The sequence below is a fragment of the Streptomyces sp. NPDC007164 genome (assembly GCF_040634135.1).
Classification (GTDB): domain Bacteria; phylum Actinomycetota; class Actinomycetes; order Streptomycetales; family Streptomycetaceae; genus Streptomyces; species Streptomyces sanglieri.
In genome coordinates, this window is sequence record NZ_JBEYFB010000028.1 from 1 (window position 1) to 20,165 (window position 20,165).

At 70.7% G+C, this 20,165-nt stretch carries 21 protein-coding genes and 2 riboswitches; of the genes, 14 read left to right on the forward strand and 7 right to left on the reverse strand.

What is annotated here, in order from left to right; genetic code table 11:
* Window positions 1–228: 228 nt before the first annotated feature.
* The 5 genes from ABZ622_RS28140 to ABZ622_RS28160 all read left to right on the forward strand — a co-directional run bounded on the left by ABZ622_RS28140 (window position 229) and on the right by ABZ622_RS28160 (window position 4,468).
* Window positions 229–789 (forward strand): hypothetical protein, encoded by a 561-nt coding sequence (locus ABZ622_RS28140; RefSeq protein ID WP_360547799.1) that lies wholly within the window; start codon window positions 229–231, stop codon window positions 787–789.
* Window positions 790–992: 203 nt separating this feature from the next.
* On the forward strand, window positions 993–1,826 hold the full coding sequence (locus tag ABZ622_RS28145) for an SGNH/GDSL hydrolase family protein (protein WP_360547800.1): 834 nt from the start codon (window positions 993–995) through the stop codon (window positions 1,824–1,826).
* 66 nt (window positions 1,827–1,892) lie between these two features.
* On the forward strand, window positions 1,893–2,969 hold the full coding sequence (locus tag ABZ622_RS28150; protein WP_360547802.1) for an NAD(P)/FAD-dependent oxidoreductase: 1,077 nt from the start codon (window positions 1,893–1,895) through the stop codon (window positions 2,967–2,969).
* A gap of 211 nt (window positions 2,970–3,180) precedes the next feature.
* Window positions 3,181–3,327 (forward strand): DUF982 domain-containing protein, encoded by a 147-nt coding sequence (locus ABZ622_RS28155; RefSeq protein WP_360547804.1) that lies wholly within the window; start codon window positions 3,181–3,183, stop codon window positions 3,325–3,327.
* Window positions 3,328–3,358: 31 nt separating this feature from the next.
* A complete protein-coding gene (locus tag ABZ622_RS28160) occupies window positions 3,359–4,468 on the forward strand; it encodes an NAD(P)/FAD-dependent oxidoreductase (protein WP_360547806.1) in 1,110 nt (369 codons plus the stop codon).
* A 520-nt stretch (window positions 4,469–4,988) separates the two neighbouring features.
* On the opposite strand, the gene ABZ622_RS28165 is transcribed toward ABZ622_RS28160, so the two are convergent.
* A complete protein-coding gene (locus ABZ622_RS28165) occupies window positions 4,989–5,954 on the reverse strand; it encodes a pirin family protein (RefSeq protein WP_360547808.1) in 966 nt (321 codons plus the stop codon).
* Window positions 5,955–6,131: 177 nt separating this feature from the next.
* On the opposite strand from ABZ622_RS28165, the gene ABZ622_RS28170 reads away from it, so the two are divergent.
* The gene (locus ABZ622_RS28170; RefSeq protein ID WP_360547810.1) at window positions 6,132–6,515 is read left to right on the forward strand and encodes a tetratricopeptide repeat protein; all 384 of its coding nucleotides are present in this window, start codon (window positions 6,132–6,134) and stop codon (window positions 6,513–6,515) included.
* A gap of 127 nt (window positions 6,516–6,642) precedes the next feature.
* Complete coding sequence (locus tag ABZ622_RS28175; RefSeq protein ID WP_360547812.1) at window positions 6,643–7,149, forward strand: GNAT family N-acetyltransferase; 507 nt, start codon at window positions 6,643–6,645, stop codon at window positions 7,147–7,149.
* A gap of 76 nt (window positions 7,150–7,225) precedes the next feature.
* On the opposite strand, the gene ABZ622_RS28180 is transcribed toward ABZ622_RS28175, so the two are convergent.
* Both ABZ622_RS28180 and ABZ622_RS28185 read right to left on the reverse strand, forming a co-directional pair.
* Complete coding sequence (locus ABZ622_RS28180) at window positions 7,226–7,999, reverse strand: CbtA family protein (RefSeq protein ID WP_360547814.1); 774 nt, start codon at window positions 7,997–7,999, stop codon at window positions 7,226–7,228.
* A gap of 27 nt (window positions 8,000–8,026) precedes the next feature.
* Complete coding sequence (locus ABZ622_RS28185) at window positions 8,027–8,242, reverse strand: CbtB-domain containing protein (protein ID WP_360547816.1); 216 nt, start codon at window positions 8,240–8,242, stop codon at window positions 8,027–8,029.
* Window positions 8,243–8,245: 3 nt separating this feature from the next.
* A riboswitch (adenosylcobalamin (AdoCbl) riboswitch) is annotated at window positions 8,246–8,393 on the reverse strand.
* A gap of 109 nt (window positions 8,394–8,502) precedes the next feature.
* Between ABZ622_RS28185 and ABZ622_RS28190 the strand changes: the two genes are divergently transcribed.
* From ABZ622_RS28190 to ABZ622_RS28200, 3 genes are all read left to right on the forward strand, one after another.
* A complete protein-coding gene (locus tag ABZ622_RS28190; protein ID WP_360547818.1) occupies window positions 8,503–9,102 on the forward strand; it encodes a histidine phosphatase family protein in 600 nt (199 codons plus the stop codon).
* Between the two features lie 114 nt (window positions 9,103–9,216).
* Window positions 9,217–9,433: riboswitch (cobalamin riboswitch) on the forward strand.
* A gap of 161 nt (window positions 9,434–9,594) precedes the next feature.
* Window positions 9,595–11,931, forward strand: coding sequence for a 5-methyltetrahydropteroyltriglutamate--homocysteine S-methyltransferase (gene metE, locus ABZ622_RS28195; RefSeq protein ID WP_360547820.1), 2,337 nt, complete (start codon window positions 9,595–9,597; stop codon window positions 11,929–11,931).
* A gap of 259 nt (window positions 11,932–12,190) precedes the next feature.
* Window positions 12,191–13,054, forward strand: coding sequence for a glycoside hydrolase family 16 protein (locus tag ABZ622_RS28200; protein WP_360547822.1), 864 nt, complete (start codon window positions 12,191–12,193; stop codon window positions 13,052–13,054).
* Between the two features lie 152 nt (window positions 13,055–13,206).
* Here ABZ622_RS28200 and ABZ622_RS28205 read toward each other — a convergent pair whose 3' ends face one another.
* Window positions 13,207–14,649: an NAD(P)/FAD-dependent oxidoreductase gene (locus ABZ622_RS28205; RefSeq protein ID WP_360547824.1), complete on the reverse strand. Its 1,443-nt coding sequence runs from the start codon at window positions 14,647–14,649 to the stop codon at window positions 13,207–13,209.
* A gap of 111 nt (window positions 14,650–14,760) precedes the next feature.
* Between ABZ622_RS28205 and trxA the strand changes: the two genes are divergently transcribed.
* Complete coding sequence (trxA, locus tag ABZ622_RS28210) at window positions 14,761–15,132, forward strand: thioredoxin (RefSeq protein WP_360547826.1); 372 nt, start codon at window positions 14,761–14,763, stop codon at window positions 15,130–15,132.
* A gap of 162 nt (window positions 15,133–15,294) precedes the next feature.
* Here trxA and ABZ622_RS28215 read toward each other — a convergent pair whose 3' ends face one another.
* Together ABZ622_RS28215 and ABZ622_RS28220 are read right to left on the reverse strand one after the other, a co-directional pair.
* Complete coding sequence (locus tag ABZ622_RS28215) at window positions 15,295–15,681, reverse strand: hypothetical protein (RefSeq protein ID WP_360547980.1); 387 nt, start codon at window positions 15,679–15,681, stop codon at window positions 15,295–15,297.
* Between the two features lie 84 nt (window positions 15,682–15,765).
* The gene (locus ABZ622_RS28220; protein ID WP_360547828.1) at window positions 15,766–16,788 is read right to left on the reverse strand and encodes a LacI family DNA-binding transcriptional regulator; all 1,023 of its coding nucleotides are present in this window, start codon (window positions 16,786–16,788) and stop codon (window positions 15,766–15,768) included.
* Between the two features lie 49 nt (window positions 16,789–16,837).
* Between ABZ622_RS28220 and ABZ622_RS28225 the strand changes: the two genes are divergently transcribed.
* The 3 genes from ABZ622_RS28225 to ABZ622_RS28235 all read left to right on the forward strand — a co-directional run bounded on the left by ABZ622_RS28225 (window position 16,838) and on the right by ABZ622_RS28235 (window position 19,280).
* Complete coding sequence (locus ABZ622_RS28225) at window positions 16,838–17,056, forward strand: hypothetical protein (RefSeq protein WP_266686978.1); 219 nt, start codon at window positions 16,838–16,840, stop codon at window positions 17,054–17,056.
* A gap of 139 nt (window positions 17,057–17,195) precedes the next feature.
* Window positions 17,196–18,710, forward strand: coding sequence for an SPFH domain-containing protein (locus tag ABZ622_RS28230; protein ID WP_360547830.1), 1,515 nt, complete (start codon window positions 17,196–17,198; stop codon window positions 18,708–18,710).
* Window positions 18,711–18,812: 102 nt separating this feature from the next.
* Window positions 18,813–19,280, forward strand: coding sequence for a type II toxin-antitoxin system PemK/MazF family toxin (locus ABZ622_RS28235; RefSeq protein ID WP_266919880.1), 468 nt, complete (start codon window positions 18,813–18,815; stop codon window positions 19,278–19,280).
* On the opposite strand, the gene ABZ622_RS28240 is transcribed toward ABZ622_RS28235, so the two are convergent.
* Window positions 19,265–20,113, reverse strand: a complete 849-nt coding sequence (locus tag ABZ622_RS28240; RefSeq protein WP_360547832.1) for a TIGR02452 family protein — start codon at window positions 20,111–20,113, stop codon at window positions 19,265–19,267. The genes ABZ622_RS28235 and ABZ622_RS28240 overlap by 16 nt on opposite strands.
* Window positions 20,114–20,165: the final 52 nt, after the last annotated feature.

A 20,165-nucleotide genomic window follows, 5' to 3' on the forward strand; every position in this document is an offset into this window, starting at 1 on the left:
ACAGGATCAGACGAAGGCCGCCCTCATGTCCGGCGAATGCCCAGGTGAGTGACCTCGTTCGGGACACCGTTCGAGCCTGGAAGAAAAAGAACAAGCTCAGATCCGGCAGTTTCACTGTTGACGCGCGCATGTCAGTCGGTATACGGTCCGCCGAATTGGCACGAAACCCCCCACGCAAACGGCTTCCGCTTCGGCAGCATGAGGCGGGATCCGGAAGGAGACATTTCAATGTCCAGCCTGCCCAAAAATTTGAGATTATGGCTCCCCAGGACATTCACGCGTGCAGCGTTTGGCCTGGCAGCGGCAGTTCTGCTCGCGGGAAACGTGACTGCTGGCGCCGCATTCGCAGACACCGCCAAGGCTCCCCGCCACCACGCCAACGCCGAGATCCTGGGTTCCCGTTGCGCCGTCCCAGCGGACCGTGACCTGGACATCACCCAGACCGTGTACCGGATAGCGGTCGAGCGCGGCGTCACCGACAAGGTGCTGCTCGCCGCGTTCGAGACGGGCTGGGTGGAGTCCCACATGAACAATCTGAACTGTGGAGACCGCGACTCTCTCGGCGTCTTCCAGCAGCGCCCCAGTCAGGGCTGGGGTACCCCGGAAGAGTGCATGGACCCGGTGCACGCCACCAACGCGTTCCTGGACCAGGCCATTCCGAACGACGCCCACAACCCGGACTTCACGGCGGGCGAACTGGCGCAGAGCGTGCAGCGATCGGCGTTTCCGGACCGGTACGACGAGAGCGCGGCCAAAGCCCTCTCTCTGATCGCGGAAGTCCAGGGCTGACGCTCCTCGAACACTCCAACCGGTTGGAGTCCTGCGTGGGCGGGGGCGCCGAGCCACATGGACGGCGCATCGTGCCAGGGCCGCCCTGGGGAACGCCCCCGTTCCGCACGCGGCCGGCTCCAACTCCCGCTTTCGCAGCACCACCCGCTCTGGGCCTGCTCCAGCAGGTCTTCCAACACCCTCACACACTCCAGGAGCGAAGCATGCGCTCGTTAACCCGCGGACGCCTCGCGTCCCTTTCCCTCGCGGTGGCTGCCGTCTGCCTCGCGGTCCCGGCTGCCCCGAGTGCCTACGCCACGGACGTCGAGCCGGCGGCCGCCGGCAAGTATGTTGCACTCGGCGACTCGTACGCCGTGGCGCCCGGCACACGCGAATACGACAACCCTGACGACCCGTGCCGTCGTGGCCCGTCGACGTACTCCCGGCTGTGGGCCCAACAGCACTCCTCATACTCCTTCGTGGAGGCGTCGTGCTCCGGGGCGACCACCGCGGAACTGACGAGCCAGCAGGTGCCGCAGCTCACCGCGGACACCACGCTGGTGACGGTGCACGTGGGCGGCAATGATGTCGGATTCGTCGACGTGTTGAAGAACTGCATTCTCACCATCGACGACAAGGACTGCATCGCCGGGGTGGAGGCCGCGAAAACCGCCGCGACCACCAGTCTGCCGGGCGCTCTGGCAAGCACCTACGCGGCGGTTCGGGCCAAGGCGCCGAACGCCAAGGTCGTGGTGGTGGGCTACCCCCGGCTGTACACGATCGGCGGCAGTTGCGGCATCCTCGGGCTGAGCGACCGAGAACGGACAGCACTCAACTCGGCCGCCGACACCCTCGCCTCGGTCATGGCGGACCAGGCCGCGAAGGCCGGGTTCACCTTCCTCGACCCGCGTGCCGCGTTCGACCCGCACACCATCTGCTCCGACGGCAAGGTCTGGGTGACGAGCCTGGAGTGGGACAAGATCAACGAGTCCTACCACCCCAACAAGGCCGGGCACGGCGAAGGGTACCTGCCCTTGCTGAACGCGATTACGGGCTGATCGGGGCAGGCTGTGTGACGGTTGCGTGCACCCCGCCGCATTCATGAGTCCGACAGGAGCAGCGCCATGACCGCCGAGGCCAACAGCAACCCCCGCATCGCCATTGTGGGGGCTGGCCTAGGCGGTCTGGCCTGTGCCCGCACCCTGCAGAAGCACCACCGTGCTGTCACCGTCTTCGAACGTAAGAGGTCCGCCGACGTCCGCTCACCAAGCGGCACCTTCAGTGTGCAGCCCGGCATGGGCCAGGACGCCCTGCGCGCGACAGGCCTGCTCGACAGCACCGCCCTGGCCCGCCCTGATGGCCGGGAGGTGCGCATGTTTGGCAGCGATGCCATGCTGTTGCATCGACTGCCGCCTGTCGGCGGGAGGACCGGGGCGCCGGACATGGACTGCGACCGGCTTCGTCAACTGCTCCTCGATGCTCTCACCGAGGGCACTGTCTTGTGGGGAACCTCCGTGGACCGGGTCGTGCCGCTCCCTGACGGCACCAGCCGCGTCCACTTCGACGACCGCACGACCGAGGACTTCGACTTGGTCATCGGCGCCGATGGCGCTTGGTCGAGCACCCGACGGGCCCTGTCCGAGGCGGTTCCCGCCTATCTCGGGCGGACGTTCGTCGAGACGTACATCAACGATCCGGAGGCTCGTCATCACGGCGTCGTGCACCTGATCGGCAGCGGCAGCATGGTGGCAATGGCGGGCGGCAAGGCCATGATGGCCCGGCGCCTCAGCAACGGCCGCGTGCGCCTCCGCGCTGCGTTTCGGGCGCCGGAGGATTGGCACATCGGTCTCGACTTGTCAGACGCCGGGGTGGTACTTGCCCGTCTGGTGGAGATGTACGACGGCTGGGACGAGAGGCTCCTCGACCTCCTGCGTGTCAACAACGGCGGCTTCGTCAACCGGCCCCTGTACGCCCTGCCCGTCCACATGTGGGCTCACGTCCCGGGCGTGACCCTGCTGGGGGACGCCGCCCATCTCATGCCGTCGTTCGATATCGGCGCAAATTCGGCCCTGCTGGACGGCGCGGACCTCGCCGAAGCGCTCGTCACCGAAGGCGGCGTCGACGAAGCTGTGCGTGCCTACGAGGACGCGATGTCGGTGCGCTGGGCCGCCAACGCCGAGCTCGCCACATCGCGCTTCTGATCACAGCTGTCCGCGAGCCGGCTGAACCGCCCCGGGTGCCTTCCCGACGCAGGAAGGGCGAAGGTTGGCCGGGCCCGCGCCCTGGCCTGTCGGGTGTCGGCGCGGGGCCGGATGCGCCGGTGGCCAACGGGCCGCAGCCGGCGCTGGTTCGGCCCGGTACGGACGCAGCGATCACAGGCCCCAGCGGCAACTACATCCGTTTCGCCGAGGTGTGCTGACCTATGCCTGGCCGTCGGCCACCGGCAAAGCCTTCGACCATGCGCTCAAGGCGGTCGAGCCGACGCTCGACTCGCATTTGAGTGACCAGGAATACCGGACCATGCGCCGAACTCTGCGCCTGGCAAGGCGCCGACGGTGACCGCGCAGCATAGCTGCTGCAGACCTTGCAGGTGTTGCAACAGCGTGCAACCGGGGCCAGTCGGTGGTGCGGGACGTCTCTTCCTCGTCGAAGCCCTCCCCCTGGTTCTCAGTTCGGGGAGCCACCCGCCGAGGCCGACGATGACGACCGGGACGTCTGCGACCTGCTGGTCGTCGGAGGCGGCCCGGGCGGCCTGGCGGCGGCGGTGTACGGCGCGTCGGAGGGGCTGCAGACGGCCCTGCTCGACGCGGCGGCCTTCGGGGACCAGGCCGGCACCTCCTCGCGGATCGAGAACTACCTCGGGTTCCCGGCAGGTCTCTCCGGCGCCGAGCTCGCCGCCCGCGGCACCGTGCAGGCGGCCAAGTTCGGCGTCCGGTTGCACCGCAACGCCCGCGTTGCCGCCTTTGCCGGCCGCACCGGCAGGTACTGCGTAACCTGCGACGACGGGCGCGTGTTCAGGGCCCAGGACGTCATCATCGCGACCGGCGCCGAGTACCGGCGCCTGACCGTGCCTGGAGCCGAGTCATGGGAGGGAAACAGCGTTCACTACGCCGCCACCGTCGCCGAGGCACAGTCCTGCCTCGGCAAGCCGGTCGCTGTCATCGGCGGGGGAAACTCGGCGGGACAGGCCGCGATGTTCCTGTCGCGGACGTCCGATCCAGTACATCTGCTGGTCCGGGGCGAGGATCTGGAACATTCGATATCGCGCTACCTCATCGAGGCGATCGCGGCCAACCCAAAGACCCGGGTGTGGCTTCGGACGGAGACGGTCGCCCTCGTGGCGGACTCGGAGATCACCGCAATCGACGTCGTCGACCGGAAGGCCGGCCGGCGTTCGCGCCTGGAGGCCGGCGCCGTGTTCGTCTTCATCGGCGCAACGCCCTGCACCAGCTGGCTCGGCGGCCGACTGGCGACGGATCGCAACGGCTTCCTGCTCACCGGACACGATCTCGACAGCGCCTGGGAAGCCGACCGGGCACCGCTGCCCTTCGAAACGAGCGAGCCGGGCGTGTTCTGCGTCGGCGACGCACGCAGTGGCAGCGTGAAGCGGGTCGCCACCGCCGTCGGCGAGGGATCCGCCGCCGTCATGCTCGTCTTCGAACGCCGACGCCTGGACGGCGATCGTCACCTGCTCATGTGAGGGACGAACACGCACGGAATCGGCACCATGGAACCCGACGGGGATCTCCGGGACGCAGGATTCACGCCTGCATCCACGACCGAGGAGCCCGGAACGCCGATGAGCGTCCGAGAGGAATGGCCACCGACGGGTCCAGTACAGCACCACGGCGGTGTGACAGAGCCAGGCGGAGGCGACTCTCCAGATTGTGCAGGAGGGAGGAGCCGTAGGTTGCCGGGCGTCAGTCGACACGCGGTTGGGAACCGCCATGGCGGGCTGAGCGCCCCGGGCCGCGAAGCGGTCGCGATGGCCGCCTGGCGGGAGCCGCAACCCCGACGCCGGAAGCTGACTACCCATCAGAATAGTCAGCATTGGGTCAGCATTGATCCGAGCAGACCCTGCCACAGATGGCCACACCCACGACTCTCGGGGACGCCTGCCGACCACCGGCGGCCGGTTCATTCGATTCCGCTCGGGCGAGGTGCCTCGACCAGCGCCGGCTCACAGACTCAAGAGCCGACGCGAGCCACAAAAGGCCACGTCAACGCACCCGACCACGCGCCTTGAGGGGCCCGGCCGGGAGTGCAGGTGCAGTCAGTCGGTCACCGTCGTAACCGTGGACCTCACCGAATCGGGCGCCTTCCATCCAATCACGTCGGGCCTGTACGATCTCAGCGTTGTCCCGGCCGATGAAGTTCCACCACATGACGATCTCCTCCTCGAAGGGCTCGCCGCCGAGGAGCATGAGGCCCGCGTCGCTGTCCGCGCGCAGCGGGAGTTCGGAGCGGCCGCAGCCGAGGTAGAGCATGGAGCCGGGCTGCACGGGCACGCCGTCGACCTCGGCCCGGCCGGACATGGAGAGCACCGCGTACTCGAAGTCGGGGTCCAGCGGCAGCCGGGCCTCGGCGCCGGCGGTCAGGGCGAGGTCGGCGCCGACGATCGGGGTGTACGCGGTACCGGGCGAGATGGTGCCGTCGAGCTCGCCCAGGATCAGGGTGGCGGTGAGGCCCGGGGCGGAGACGGTCGGCAGGTCGGCGTGGTGCTGGAAGTGGGGCTCGACGTGGCGGTGGGCGGACGGCAGTGCGACCCAGAGCTGGGCGCCGTGCAGGAACCTCGCGTGGGACTTCGGGCTCTCCTCGGAGTGGCTGATGGCCCGGCCGGAGGTCATCAGCCCCAGTTCGCGCGGGCGGATCGTGCGCAGACTGCCGACACTGTCCCGGTGCAGAACCTCGCCGTCGTGCAGCCAGCTGACTGTCTGCAGGCCCATGTGGGGGTGCGGCGGCACCTGCATCCCGGGTTCGTCCGCGATGTCGTCGGGACCGTAATGATCGACGAAGGCCCAGGCGCCGACCATCCGGCGGCCCAGGTTGGGCAGCAGTCTGCGGACCTCGGTGGACTCGCCCAGCCGGACGTGGCGGGGGGTGAGAAGTTCACGCACGGGCTCGGCGACGACAAAACCCCGTCCTCCACAGACGGAGAGTGCGGCCTGGCGATCGAGATTGCTCATGGCGCTCAACCTATTCCTGAGCGGGTCCGGGAGTGCCGGTACCCACGCCGATAATTTAGTGGAATATTCAATCATCATGCGCCGTTGGGGCAGTCACAGGGTGGTTGAGCAGCGGCTCGGCCACCGGTTGGACGGAGCGGGGCAGACCCCGGCACGGTCCGTGACTGAGGAGGTCAAGTGAGCGACACCTACTACGAGTTCGGCACAACTGCCGACCGCTGGGACCGTGCGCAGATGTTCTTCGAGGCCAAGGAGTACATGAGCGCGGCCCGGATCCTGGAGGGGCTGGTCGAGGAGGTCCCGGAGCAGGTGTCGCCGCGTCTGCTGCTGGCCCGTACCTACTACCACTCGGCGCGGCTCGGCAGGGCCGAGACGGAGCTGCGGGCGGTGCTGGAGCGCGACCCGGTCGAGCACTACGCGCGGCTGATGCTCGGCCGCACCCTTGAGCGCCAGGGGCGGAGCGCGGAGGCGGCCGGTCATCTGCGGATGGCCGCGGCGTTCTCCGGGGACTTCGACTTCGCTCCGGACGGGGCGGGCACTCAGGGGCCGTCGGGCACATGAGTCCGGAAGGGGCACGGTGCGGGCGGCCGCTGCGGCGTCGTATGCACATCGGCATCGACGCCGTCGGCTGCCGCCCGGCCGATTTTCGGATGCCGTGCGCCCGTCCCGCGTGATAGTTCACTCGCTCATGACCGACCTTGAGACCCCTCGCCTCCTGCTCCGCCCGATGAACGGCTCCGACGCCCTGCGGTTGATCTCCGGCACGCCCGGTGACGGGGCCCGCTGGTCGCCCGGCTATCCGTCACCCGGGGAGACCGCCGCGGCCCGGCGCTTCCTGGAGACCTGTGCGACGACCGGAGATCCGAGCCCCTTCTGTTCGTACGAGATACGTCGCCGCACGGACGGACTCGTGATCGGCGGGATGGGATTCCACGGCGCGCCGGACGAGGACGGGGACGTCACGATCGGCTACGGCCTCGTCCCCTCGGCGCAGGGGATGGGTTACGCCTCCGAGGCGTTGCGCGCCCTGCTGCTGTTCGCCCGTGAGCAGGGGGTGCGTCGTGTGCACGGTGACACCGACCTGGACAACATCGCGTCCCAGCGCGTCATGGAAGCCGTCGGCATGCGTCTGGAGAAGCAGGACGAGCGGCTGAAGTACTACCGGACCGACTGGGGCCCGCAGCCCGAGGAGTGAGCCGGTGCCGACGACCGGAACCCCGCCGGGAGGTCCCGGCGGGGTTCCGGTCGTCGGCCCGCGTGTCGGGTGCCGGTCAGCCGGCCGCGGTGGCCGGGCGCTTCGCGCCGCCGCTTCCGGTGGTGACCGTTCCGGTCCTCGGTACGAGCAGCCGGTCCGTCAGATGGCCGAAGAGGAGCCCGAAGGTCACCCAGAGGGTGGTCTGCACGGCGAGGGTGCTCAGCCGGAACTCCCAGAGCAGGGAGGCCGGGAAGTCCTTGCCGACTTCGTTGTACGAGGGCAGGAACGCGTAGGCGAGCCCGATCACCAGGACGTACGCGGCGGATGCCGTGATCGTCGCGTTCCAGTTGCCCAGTCGGGGAGCCAGCCGTTTGCCGAGGATGACGGCGGCGACGGCCAGCAGCACGCTGAGGGCGACCATCAGGAAGAAGAGTCCGGTACGCGAGCCGATGGTGTCGGGGTTGCCGACGGCCGGCGGGTTGGCCGGGTACTTCAGGAACGGGACGACGTACACCGTCAGCAGTGCCGCACCCGCGATCAGCGCGGCCGTGGCCCGGGGGCCGAACCTGCCGATCCGGCCGAGGGCGTAGCAGAAGACGAGGGCGGCGATGCCGCCGATGGCGACGCCGAAGACCAGTACACCGGTGGCGAGGCCGGCCGTGGACTGCATGGTGCGGCTGACCAGTTCCTCGCCGCCGTCATGGTGGTGGCTGTGCGCTTCCTCCAGGGCGATGGCCGCGTCCACACGCGACTCACCGAGGAAGTAGGCGACCAGCAGTGCGAGTACGCCCGCGGCGAGGCCGGCCAGCATGCCGCGGACGAGCAGGGCTCTGACAGATATGGAGTTCATGAGGTTTCCCCAGGATCGGACGGTACGTCAGTGGCAGGGGAAACCGAGGAGGTGGCGGCCGTCGTGGACCCACTCGTGGACACCTTCGCCGGAGATGACCGCGGTGGCGCCCTGCTCGGCGCCGACGAAGTACAGCAGTACGAGCATGAGGATGCCGAAGAAGACCGCCCAGGGGGCGATGGCCTTCAGGGAGATGGGGGTGATCGCCGGAATGGCGGTGGCGGGGGCAGCAGTCTGTGCCATGACAGAACCTCCTGGGGAACACGCGTCCCGATCGTGGTGCCTGAGACGTGGGTGCTGGGTCTGACTTCCCGCACAGGTGCGGGTTCACAGTGGCGCGACCGTGCCGGATTCTCACCGGACTTCCGTCACACCTACGTCATGTTCGCCGTGACCATACCGCTTGGGGACAAGTGCCGCCATGGTGCCGGTGACCGGGCCCGACCGGTCGGATGCCATGGTGGGCGCACCAAGGGGCCGGAGTTCAGGGAGTTGACCGGGTCATGACGGTTCAGGTGATGTTGATCTCACCGGCGATCAACGCCGCGCTGCGCGAGGCCCGTTTCGACGGTGACGCGCCACTGGACGCGGCAGGAATCCGCCGAGCGGGGGCCGTCGCGGCAGGGGTGCCCGACGCCGACCGGTATCTGCGCGGGCCGTCCGGACGATGCGCCGGGACGGCCGACGCGCTGGGGCTGCGGGCCGGGCCCGAACCGGCCGTCCGCGACTGGGACATGGGCCGGTGGAGCGGCCGGCGGCTGGCGGCGGTGAGCGCGGCCGAGCCGGCGGCTGTTTCGGCCTGGCTGACCGACCCTTCGGCGGCTCCGCACGGCGGCGAGTCCCTGCTCGAACTCCGCGCCCGGACCGGACGCTGGCTGGCGGCGCTGGAATCAGCCGAGGACGGCGGGGGCCGCCGCGTGCTGGCGGTCGTCGAGCCGGCGGTGGTCCGGGCGGTGGTCGTCGGGGCACTCGCACTGCCGGTGGAGGCGTTCTGGCGGCTGGACGTCGCCCCGCTGACACTGACCGCGCTCAGCGGCCGTTCCGGCCGGTGGAACCTGCGGTGCGGGCAGCAGTTGTCCCCCGCGCCCGGCCCCGCCGTCTGATCCGGCCGATCCGGTCCGCTCCGATACGGCCGGCCGGCCCGCCGATGCCATCCTGCCCGCCTTGCCGATCCTGCCGATCCGAATTCACTGTCCAGGATCCGGAGCGGACCCCCTATGGTGGTGGGTGCAGCTGGTTCGCCCTGTCAGTCAGGCAGGCGCGTCGCAAGAGGGAACCCGGTGGGAATCCGGGACTGCCCCGCAGCGGTGAGTGGGAACGACCGCCGTCATCGAGCACTGGACCCGACGGGTCCGGGAAGCGACGGCCAGTAGGTGTCTCGTACGCGAGACGCGCCCGCGAGTCCGAAGACCTGCCACTGCCCGTGCGCGTCGGACGCGCACGGTGATCCCGGTGACCTCGTGGGCGGGTCGGCGTACATATCGGGCAGGTCACGCGCGTCGGCACGACGCCGCGGATCCGCCCGGTCCGTCATCCCTTCGCGCCTGCGATCCGTCCCGGGGTCGCACCAGGACACGCTCGCGAAGGAGAGTCACGTGACCACCGAGTCCGCAGCCGCGGCAGCCCGGGCCACCGTGTACGGCTACCCCCGCCAAGGGGGCGACCGGGAGCTGAAGAAGGCCGTCGAGGGGTACTGGAAGGGCCGCGTCACCGCCGCCGCCCTCCGGGAGACCGCCGAGGAACTGCGCCGCGCCAACTGGCAACGGCTCGCCGAGGACGGCATCCACGAGGTCCCGACCGGCGATTTCTCGTACTACGACCATGTGCTGGACACCAGCGTGATGGTCGGTGCCGTGCCCGTCCGGCACCGTGAAGCCGTCGCGACCGACGCGCTGGACGGCTATTTCGCGATGGCGCGCGGTACGCAGGACGTGGCGCCCCTCGAAATGACCAAATGGTTCGACACGAATTACCACTACCTGGTGCCGGAGCTCGGCCCCGACACCGTCTTCGCCGCCGACTCCACCAAGCAGGTCCAGGAGTTCGGGGAGGCGCTGGCGCTCGGGCACGACGCCAGGCCGGTGCTGGTGGGTCCGGTGACCTATCTGCTGCTGGCCAAGCCCGCTCCCGGTGTCGCCGCCGACTTCGAACCGCTGACCCTGCTCGACCGGCTGCTGCCGGTGTACGCCGAGGTGCTGGCCGATCTGCGTGCGGCCGGTGCCCGGTGGGTTCAGCTCGACGAGCCCGCGCTGGTGCAGGACCGTTCCCCCGCGGAGCTGAACGCCGTCGCCCGCGCCTACCGCGATCTCGGTGCGCTCGCCGACCGGCCGCGGCTTCTGGTCGCCTCGTACTTCGACCGGCTCGGTGACGCACTCGCCGTACTGGCGAAGTCTCCGGTCGAGGGTCTCGCGATGGACTTCACCGGTCCGGCAGCCGCCAATCTGCGGGATCTCGCCGGGGTCGGCGGTCTGCCGGGCAGGCGGCTGGTCGCCGGGGTCGTCGACGGCCGCAACGTGTGGATCAACGACCTCCAGCAGTCCCTGGCCACCCTCGGCACCCTGCTCGGTCTGGCCGGACGGGTCGATGTGGCGGCCTCCTGCTCACTGCTGCATGTGCCCCTCGACCTGGCCGCCGAGCGCGACATCGACCCACAGGTGGGGCGCTGGCTGGCCTTCGCCCGGCAGAAGTCGGCCGAGATCGCCACCCTCGCCAGGGGGCTCGCCCGGGGCACCGCCTCGATCGCCGCCGAACTCGCCGCCAACCGGGCCGATCTGGCTTCCCGGGCAGGCTCCGCGATCACCCATGATCCGGCGGTACGGGCCCGCACCGCGGCCGTCACGGAGGCCGACGCGCGCCGTGAACTGCCCTATCCGCAGCGGGCGGTGGCCCAGCGCGACCGCCTCCGGCTTCCGCCGCTGCCGACGACCACGATCGGGTCGTTCCCGCAGACGCCCCAACTGCGCACCGCACGAGCCGATCTGACGGCAGGACACATCGACGCGGCCGCGTACGACAAACGCATCGAGGCCGAGATCCAGGAAGTGATCACCTTCCAGGAGGCGGCGGGCATCGATGTACTGGTGCACGGCGAGCCGGAACGCAACGACATGGTGCAGTACTTCGCCGAGCGGCTCACCGGCTGCCTCACCACCCGGCACGGCTGGGTCCAGTCGTACGGCACTCGGTATGTGCGGCCGCCGATCCTGACCGGGGACATCTCGCGCCCGGAGCCGATGACGGTCCGCTGGACGACGTACGCGCAGTCGCTCACCGGCCGGCCGGTCAAGGGCATGCTCACCGGCCCCGTCACCATGCTCGCCTGGTCCTTCGTCCGCGACGACCAGCCGCTCGGCGACACCGCGCGTCAGATCGCCCTCGCGCTGCGGGACGAGGTGAACGACCTTGAATCGGCGGGCAGTTCGGTGATCCAGGTGGACGAGCCCGCCCTGCGCGAGACGCTGCCGCTGCGGTCTGCCGACCGCGCCGGTCATCTGGCCTGGGCCACCGAGGCGTTCCGGCTGGCCACCGGCGGCGTACGCCCGGACACCCAGATCCACACACACATGTGCTACGCGGAATTCGGCGACATCATCCGGGCGATCGACGATCTGGACGCGGATGTGATCAGCCTGGAGGCGGCCCGCTCGCACATGCGGGTGGCCGACGAGCTGGCGTCGGCGGGCTACCCGAGGGAGGTCGGCCCCGGCGTGTACGACATCCACTCGCCCCGGGTGCCGGGCGGCGAGGAGGTGGCCGCCCTGCTGCGCAAGGGCCTCGAAGCGATTCCCGCCGAGCGGCTGTGGGTCAATCCCGACTGCGGCCTGAAGACCCGGGGCTGGCCGGAGGTGCGTGCCTCGTTGGAGCACCTCGTCTCGGCGGCCGCCGAGGTGCGGGCGACTCTGTCCGGCACCGCCGGGCGACGGTTGCGCTGACGGCTCCGCGGCCCGGGGCGGGTGCCCGTTCGGCGCCCGCCCCGGGCCGTGCCGTGCCGCGCGATGCCGGGCCGCGCCCGACCGGACCGGCCACGGCTGGGTGCAAGAAGTGTGGTCCGTACCAAGGTATTGACAGCACCTTGGTTCACTTCTTAAATCGCATGGAGAACCAAGACCTCTCCCTGCTCCCCCACAACGGGCTTTTGTCATAGCCATGACATGTACTCAATCGCCCCACTCCGCACGGGAAGGACCCCCCATGACCTCTCCCCGCCGCCTGCTGGCGGCCGCGCTCTCCGCGCTCGCTCTCGTCTCCGCCTCGTCCGCCCTCGCGTCCGGAGCGCCCGCACCCGGGCCCCGCACCACTGCGGCCACCTTCACCGACGACTTCGACGGCCCGGCGGGCTCCGCCGTGGACGGCGCCAAGTGGCAGATCGAGACCGGCGACAACGTCAACAACCATGAACGGCAGTACTACACGGCCGGCAACAGCAACGCGGCACTCGACGGCCAGGGCCGTCTGGTCATCACCGCGCGCCGCGAGAGCCCGAACAACTACCAGTGCTGGTACGGGACTTGCGAGTACACCTCGGCACGGCTGAACACCTCCGGAAGGTTCACCCAGACGTACGGTCACGTCGAGGCGAGAATGAAGGTGCCGCGCGGTCAGGGCATGTGGCCGGCCTTCTGGATGCTGGGCGACGACATCGGCCAGGTCGGCTGGCCGAACTCGGGCGAGATCGACATCATGGAGAACGTCGGCTTCGAACCGTCCACGGTCCACGGCACGTTGCACGGCCCGGGCTACTCCGGCTCCGGCGGCATCGGCGCCGCGTACACCCTGCCCGGCGGCCAGGCGTTCGCCGACGACTTCCACACCTTCGCCATCGACTGGGCGCCCGGCTCGGTGACCTGGTCGGTGGACGGAAACATCTACCAGCGCCGTACGCCCGCCGACCTCGGCGGCAACAGCTGGGTGTTCGACAAGCCGTTCTTCCTGATCCTCAACCTCGCGGTGGGCGGCTACTGGCCGGGCGACCCCGACGGCAGCACCTCCTTCCCGCAGCAGCTCGTCGTCGACCACGTGCGGGTCACCACCAGCGATCTCCGGCCACCGGCCTGACCGCACGGCCCGCCCCGGGGGCGGCCGGTCCCGGATCTGCTCGACGACGCCCGACCCCGCCCGGGAACGGTGCTGTTGTTCGTCCCGCACGATCTGCCGGTGGTCCGTCGGACCACCGGTGACGGGGGTGCCGCCGGACCCGTCGCACGGGCCTACACGTCGCGGTAGGCCTCCAGCAGCCGCAGCCAGACCTCGCTGATCGTCGGGTACGCGGGAACGGCGTGCCACAGCCGGTCGACGGGAACCTCGCCCGCGACCGCGATCGTCGCCGAGTGCAGCAGCTCGCCGATGCCCGGACCCACGAAGGTGACGCCGAGCAGGGTCTCCCGGTCGAGGTCCACGATCATGCGGGCGCGGCCCCGGTACCCGTCCGCGTACAGGCCGGAGCCGGCCACCGCGGCGAGGTCCTGGTCGACGGCCCGGACCCGGTGGCCGGCCCGCTCGGCCTCGGCGAGGGTGAGGCCGACCGAGGCGGCCTCCGGGTCGGTGAAGACGACCTGCGGGACGGCGGCGTGGTCGGCGGTGGCCGCGTGGGCGCCCCAGCGGTCGGTCTCCAGCAGCGGTACGCCGGCGGCGCGGGCGGCGATCGCGGCGCCCGCGATGCGCGCCTGGTACTTGCCCTGGTGGGTGAGGAGCGCCCGGTGGTTGACGTCACCGACCGCGTAGAGCCAGGTGGTGCCGTCCACGCGGCAGCTGTCGTCGACGGTGAGCCAGGTGCCGGGCTCCAGGCCCACCGTCTCCAGTCCGATGTCCTCGGTGCGCGGGGCCCGGCCGGTGGCGAAGAGGATCTCGTCGGCCTCGACCTGTTCGCCGCCGTCCAGTTCCACGGTGACCGGGCCGTCCGGGACCGCGCGCCGCACGGCGGCGACCGAGACCCCGGTGCGGATGTCGGCGCCCGCCTCGGTGAGCGCCTGCCCGACCAGTTCGCCGGCGAAGGGCTCCATCTTCGGCAGCAGGCCCTTGCCGCGGATCAGCATCGTGACCCGGGCACCGAGGGCCTGCCAGACGGTGGCCATCTCCACGCCGACCACGCCGCCGCCGACGATCACGAGGCGGCCGGGCACCTTCTTGGCGCTCGTCGCCTCCCGGCTGGTCCAGGGGCGGGCCCCGTCGATGCCGGGCAGGTCGGGCACGACGGCGCGGCTGCCGGTGCAGACGGCTACGGCGTGGCGGGCGGTGAGCCGGTGCCCGGTGCCGTCGGGCGCGGTGACGGAGACCGTCTTCGTACCGGTGAGCCTGCCCCGGCCGCGGTAGATGTCCGCGCCGACGCCCTCCAGCCAGGCGACCTGTCCGTCGTCCTTCCAGTGCGATGCGTACTTGTCACGGTGAGCGAGAACCGCCGCGGTGTCCAGCGGCCCCTGCACGGCGTCGCTGAGGCCCGGGACGCGGCGGGCGTCGGCACGGGCGACCACCGGGCGCAGCAGGGCCTTGCTGGGCATGCACGCCCAGTAGGAGCATTCGCCGCCGATGAGCTCCGCCTCGACGACCGCGGTGCTGAGCCCGGCCGCGCGGGCCCGGTCGGCGACGTTCTCGCCCACCGGACCCGCTCCGATGACCACGACGTCGTATTCGGCGTTCACTGAAGGATCTGTCATGGGGACAGTCTGGTCGTGGGTGTGCGCTGCGGCCACATGGGCAGGCGGAATAGCGCAAGTACAGGCACCGTTGTTCGGACATCCGAGCGGGCACAGGAAGAGGTACAGACAATGAGCACCGTTGAGCTCACCAAGGAAAACTTCGATCAGGTCGTCAGCGACAACGACTTCGTCCTGATCGACTTCTGGGCTTCCTGGTGCGGCCCGTGCCGGCAGTTCGCGCCGGTCTACGACGCGGCTTCGGAGCGCCACGACGACCTGGTCTTCGCCAAGGTCGACACGGAGGCGCAGCAGGAGCTGGCGGCGGCCTTCGAGATCCGTTCCATCCCCACGCTGATGATCGTCCGGGAGAACGTGGCGGTGTTCGCGCAGCCCGGAGCGCTGCCGGAGGCGACGTTGGAGGATCTGATCGGGCAGGCGCGGAAGCTGGACATGGACGAGGTCCGCAAGTCCGTCGAGGAGCAGCAGAAGGGCGAGCAGTAGGCGCCTTACGCCGGCGGAGCTTCTTGGGCTCCCTGCGCTTCCCGCGTTTCCGCGCTCACCGCGCTCACCGCGTCTTCCGCGCGGGTGAGGGGCCCGGCCGGTCAGGCCGGGTCCTTCGTCGTGTCCCCGGGTCCGCCCGGGTCCCGGAGTGCCGGTGCGGTCTCAGCGGTCCGCGTCGGCTCCGGCGTCAGCGTCCCTCTCCCGGATCCGGGCCGAGAGGCCGTAGGACAGCTCGGCGCCGTCGACCAGCAGGGCCTCCACCGTGTGCGTCTCGGGGTCGATGTCCGCGACGATGCCGTCGCCGGAGTACCGGGGGTAACCCGACGCCCCCGTCTCACCGGTCGCCGACACGACGGCCGAGCGGACGGCCCCGCCGGGCTCGACATCATCGGGCTCGACGGCATCGGACTCGACATCGTCGGGCTCAGCGTCATCGGACTCGGCGGCGTCGCGCTCGGCGTCCTCGGCGGTGGTGTCCTCGGCAGTGGCGTCGTCGGCGAAGCTCGGGACCAGCAGGATCTCGTAACTCTGCGGATGGCTCATGGTCATGACGCTAGGCATGCGGCGGGTGGTGCGCACGTTGCCGCGCGGGCGCACAGTGCGGTCCGGCCCGCCGTGCCCGTCCCCGGCGCCTCAGGCGGATTCGCGCCCGACCGCCCCGACCCGCAGCAGGTCGTGGTGTTCGGGGGCGCCGCCGGGATGCCGCACCAGCCGGTCGACGAGGTCCGCCAGCGGCTGGGCCGTGGCCAGCTCCATCCGTACGGTGCTGAGCCGGGGCCGCAGCAGCCTGCCCAGCATCAGATCGTCGGCGCCGACCACGGCGGTCTCGCGGGGCACGTCGATGCCCGCGTCCTGAAGGGCCCGCATCAGGAGCATCGCGTATTCGTCGTTGTAGGCGAACACCGCGTCGAGGCCCAGGGTGCGCCAGCGGTCCGCGAGACGGGCGGCCGACTCCTCCTCGTACCGCAGCGGCAGTGGTTCGATCCGGGCCCCGTGGAGCTGTGCGGCCTGCCGGGCCCCGGTCAGCCGGGGTTCGGAGAACAGGGCGAGGCCGTTCTCCTCGGGCATGACCACACCGATCCGGCGCCGGCCGCGCTCCAGCAGCAGGCCCACCGCGCAGCTGCCGACCTCCCGCTGGTCCATCACCAGTGCGTGGGCGCCGGGCACCGGACGGGGGCCGAGGGTGATCACGGCCTTGGCCCCGGATCGTCTGAGCAGGCTCGTCCCCTGCGGGGTGAGGGGGATGGTGCCGGGGGCGATCACAGCGACGGGTCGCAGTTCGGCCCAGACGCGGGGTGCGTCGTCGGGGTCCAGGCCGGTGCTGCCGTACTGGACGACGGTGTAGTCGAGGCGGCGCAGCCCCGATTCCAGTTCGTGGAAGAACCGGTGGTGGAGCGGGCCGGTCGGGAAGGCCACGGTGGGCAGCAGCACCATCCGGGTGTGTCCGGCGCGCAGGCTGCGGGCCGCGGCGTGCGGCACGTAGCCCAGTTCGGTGGCTGCTTCCCTGACCCGGCGGCGGGTGGATTCGCTGATCCGCACGGTGGGGCTGTTGTTCAGCACGTACGAGACGGTGGCCCTGGAAACCCCGGCGAGCGCTGCGACGTCGGCGCTGGTGGGGACGGGGCGTTGGGCGGGCTGGTTCGGTAACTGGCTCATGGCGTCGGGCAGTCTTCCAGACCCGTTGTGCATGGGTACGCTCCGGGGCATGGATGAATCCTCGATGGTGGGGCTGGTCGGCCGGGTGACCGGCACGGTGGGGCCGGGACTGGTCGGCGAGGTGATGGTACGGATCCGGGGCGGCGCCGAGCACTTTCTCGCGCATCCGGCCTCCGCGAAGGAGCGCATCGAAGTGGGCACGGTGGTGACGGTGATCGAGCATCTGCCGCCGCGCACGGTCTATGTGGCTCCCGCGTACGGGAGTTGATGCCCGAACGGGGGCCTCTTGACGGCTTTCGTCGTCAAGAATTCGGCAAGGATCCGCATGCGTCTTCTGCGCCGTGGCGAGCAGGAGAAGACTCCCCGGTGTTCAGCGGTGCCGACGGGGTGCCGCGATAAGGGGGCGCATGCCGATGGTCATCGGCGTCACGGCGGGTCTCGCACTCGCCGCCATCATGGTGTTGTTCGGCCTGTTCAAACTGATGTGGCGAGTGGCCGAGCCGAACGAAGCACTGGTCATCTCGGGTTCCAAGCACAGGACCGAGGGCCTGGGGCAGGGCATGGGGTTCCGGATCGTCACCGGTCACGGCACTCTGGTCCTGCCCGGGGTCCAGGCCGTGCGGAAGATGTCCCTGGATCTCAACGAGACCGAGCTGTCGGTCGATTGCGTCACGCATCAGGGGATTCCGCTGCGGGTGCGGGGCGTTGTCATCTTCAAGGTGGGTGACGACTTCGTGTCGATCGCCAACGCGGCCCGGCGTTTCCTCCATCAGCAGAAGTTGATGTCGGAGCGGGTGCACAACGTGTTCGCCGGACATCTGCGGTCCATCGTGGGCGGGTTGACGGTCGAGGACATGATCCGGGACCGGGAGAAGCTCACCGGGCAGACCCGGGCCGCGTGCGGCACCGAGATGGAGAAGCTCGGGCTCATCGTCGATTCGCTCCAGATCCATGAGATCGAGGACCCGACGGGCTACATCAAGAACCTGGCGATGCCGCACGCGGCGGCCGTGCAGCGGGACGCCCGGATCGCGCAGGCCGAGGCCAACAGACTGGCCACCGAGGCGGAGCAGCAGGCCGCCGCCCGGATGTCCGAGGCGACCCGGGACAGCGAGATCCTCCAGGCCGGGTACCAGGCCGAGCGCGACAAGGCGGCGGCCAGTTCCCGGCAGGCGGGCCCGCTGGCCGACGCGGCGGCCCGGCAGGAGGTGGTGGTCCAGGAGACCCGGGTCGCCGAGCTGGAGGCCCAGCGGCGTGAACAGCAGCTCCAGGCCGATGTCCGCAAACCCGCCGATGCCCAGGCGTACGAGAAGCGCACCCTGGCCGAGGGTGAGCGGGACGCCCGGATCTCGGCCGCCGAGGCGCAGGCGCGGGAGACCGAGCTCGCCGCGGTCGCGGAGGCCAACCGTGTGAAGACGGCGGCGCTCGCGGAGGCCGAGGCGACGAAGGCGCGCGGCGCGGCGTCCGCGACGGCGACCAGGGCGACGGGTGAGGCGGAGGCCGCCGCCGACCGGGCCAAGGGGCTCGCGCTGGCGGAGGCGGCCCGCGCCAGGGGCCTCGCCGAGGCCGAGGCGATCAAGGCGCGGGCCGCGGCCCTGGCGGAGAACCAGGAGGCGGTCGTCGCGCAGCAGTTGGCCGAGAAGTGGCCGGAGATCGTCCAGGCGGGCGCGAGTGCCTTCGGCAGTGTGGACCACATGGTGCTGCTGAACGGGGCCGACGGCATGTCGGACATGTTCGCCAAGGCGCTGACCATGGGCGGCACGGGCCTGGGGCTGGCCCGGCAGTTGCTCGCGGCAATGGGCCAGAGCGACCCGGCCGAACCTGCGCCGCGGGTGAACGGGGTGGCTCCGGCCACTGGGCCCTCGCCGCGTGAGCAGCGGATTCCGGTGACGGGTGATCAGGAGGACGGCTCGCCTTCCTGACTGACCTGACCTGACCGGCCGGCCGTGGCCGGTGTGCCCCCGATCCGGGCGCGCACCGGCCCCGCTCCACGGAATCGGCCACACAGGTCCTACGGTGTGGGGATGACCATCCAGCACCGTGACGACAGCATCGACACCTCGGCGGACTTCCCCGGCCGCACCGGCACGACCGCCACCTCGGAGGCCGACCCGCGCGACGTGGGGCCGGTCCGCACCTCGTACGCCCCCGACCGGGACGGCGACCCCGACCCCGGCGAGATCGTCTGGACATTCGTGCCGTTCGAGGAGAACGACGGGCGCGGCAAGGACCGTCCGGTCCTGGTGGTGGCCCGCGAGGCGGCGGGAACGCTGCTCGCCGTGCAGCTCTCCAGCAAGCGGCACGACCAGGACCGCGAGTGGGTGGCGCTCGGGGCCGGCCCCTGGGACAGCTCCGGCCGCCAGTCGTGGGTCGATCTGGACCGGGTCCTGCGGGTGCACGAGGACGGGATGCGGCGCGAGGCGTGCGCGCTGGACCGGGACAGGTTCGACCTGGTCGCCGGCCGGCTGCGGGAGCGCTACGGCTGGAAGTAGGGCCCCGGGCCCTGGCCGAACGTCCGCTCGAAGGCGGTCCGGGTGGTGGCTCGGGGGCTGCGGTCGAGGATGCCGAAGACGATCTGCTCGAAGTGCCCGGCGAACCTGCCGCCGTCCAGGAGCAGCGCCCGGAACGCCCCGGCCACCTGTGCCGGATCGTTGCGGAACACTCCGCAGCCCCAGGCGCCCAGCACCAGCCGGCGGTACCCGCGCACCGCCGCGACCTCCAGCACCCGCTCCGCCCGGGACGCGAGCGCGGCGGGGATGCGGTGGGCCTCCTCGGGGGTGCGGCTGCTGATGACTCCGGCGTTGGGCGCCGGGGAGGTGAGGAAACCCGCGGTGTACGGGGTGTCGAGCAGCCGCCCGCGGTCGTCGCGGAACACCGGCACGCCTGGTGAGTGAATCACCCGGTCGGTGTAGAAGGCGCTGGGTTCCGCGCGGTGGTGGGCGTAGTAGTCGGGGGCGCGCAGCAGGGTGGCGTACAGGGCGGAGCCCCGGCACAGCGCCTCTTCCTGGGCCTGGGCGCCGTTGAGGTATCCGCCGCCGGGATTGCGGGCGGAGGCGTAGTTCAGGACGGCGACCTTGCCGGGGCCCTCGCCGGTCATCCGGTGTGCCGCCCGCAGGCTGCTCTCGCCGGTGACCTCGACGGCCGTGGTGCGGTCGGAGTCGAGCGCCGCGACCGGCACCGGCTCGGGGCCGTACAGCCTGGTTCCCGAGAGTGCGGTGGTCAGGGCGCGCTCGATGCTCACCTCGCGCCCGTCCGGTGTGCGGTAGCGGCCGGCCTCGACGATGGCCTCGGTCTCACGCGCGATGCCGCGCAGTCGTGCGCTCATCGGTACTCCCCCGTGTGGTGCATACGGGGCATGCTCGGCGCTCCGGCGGCAT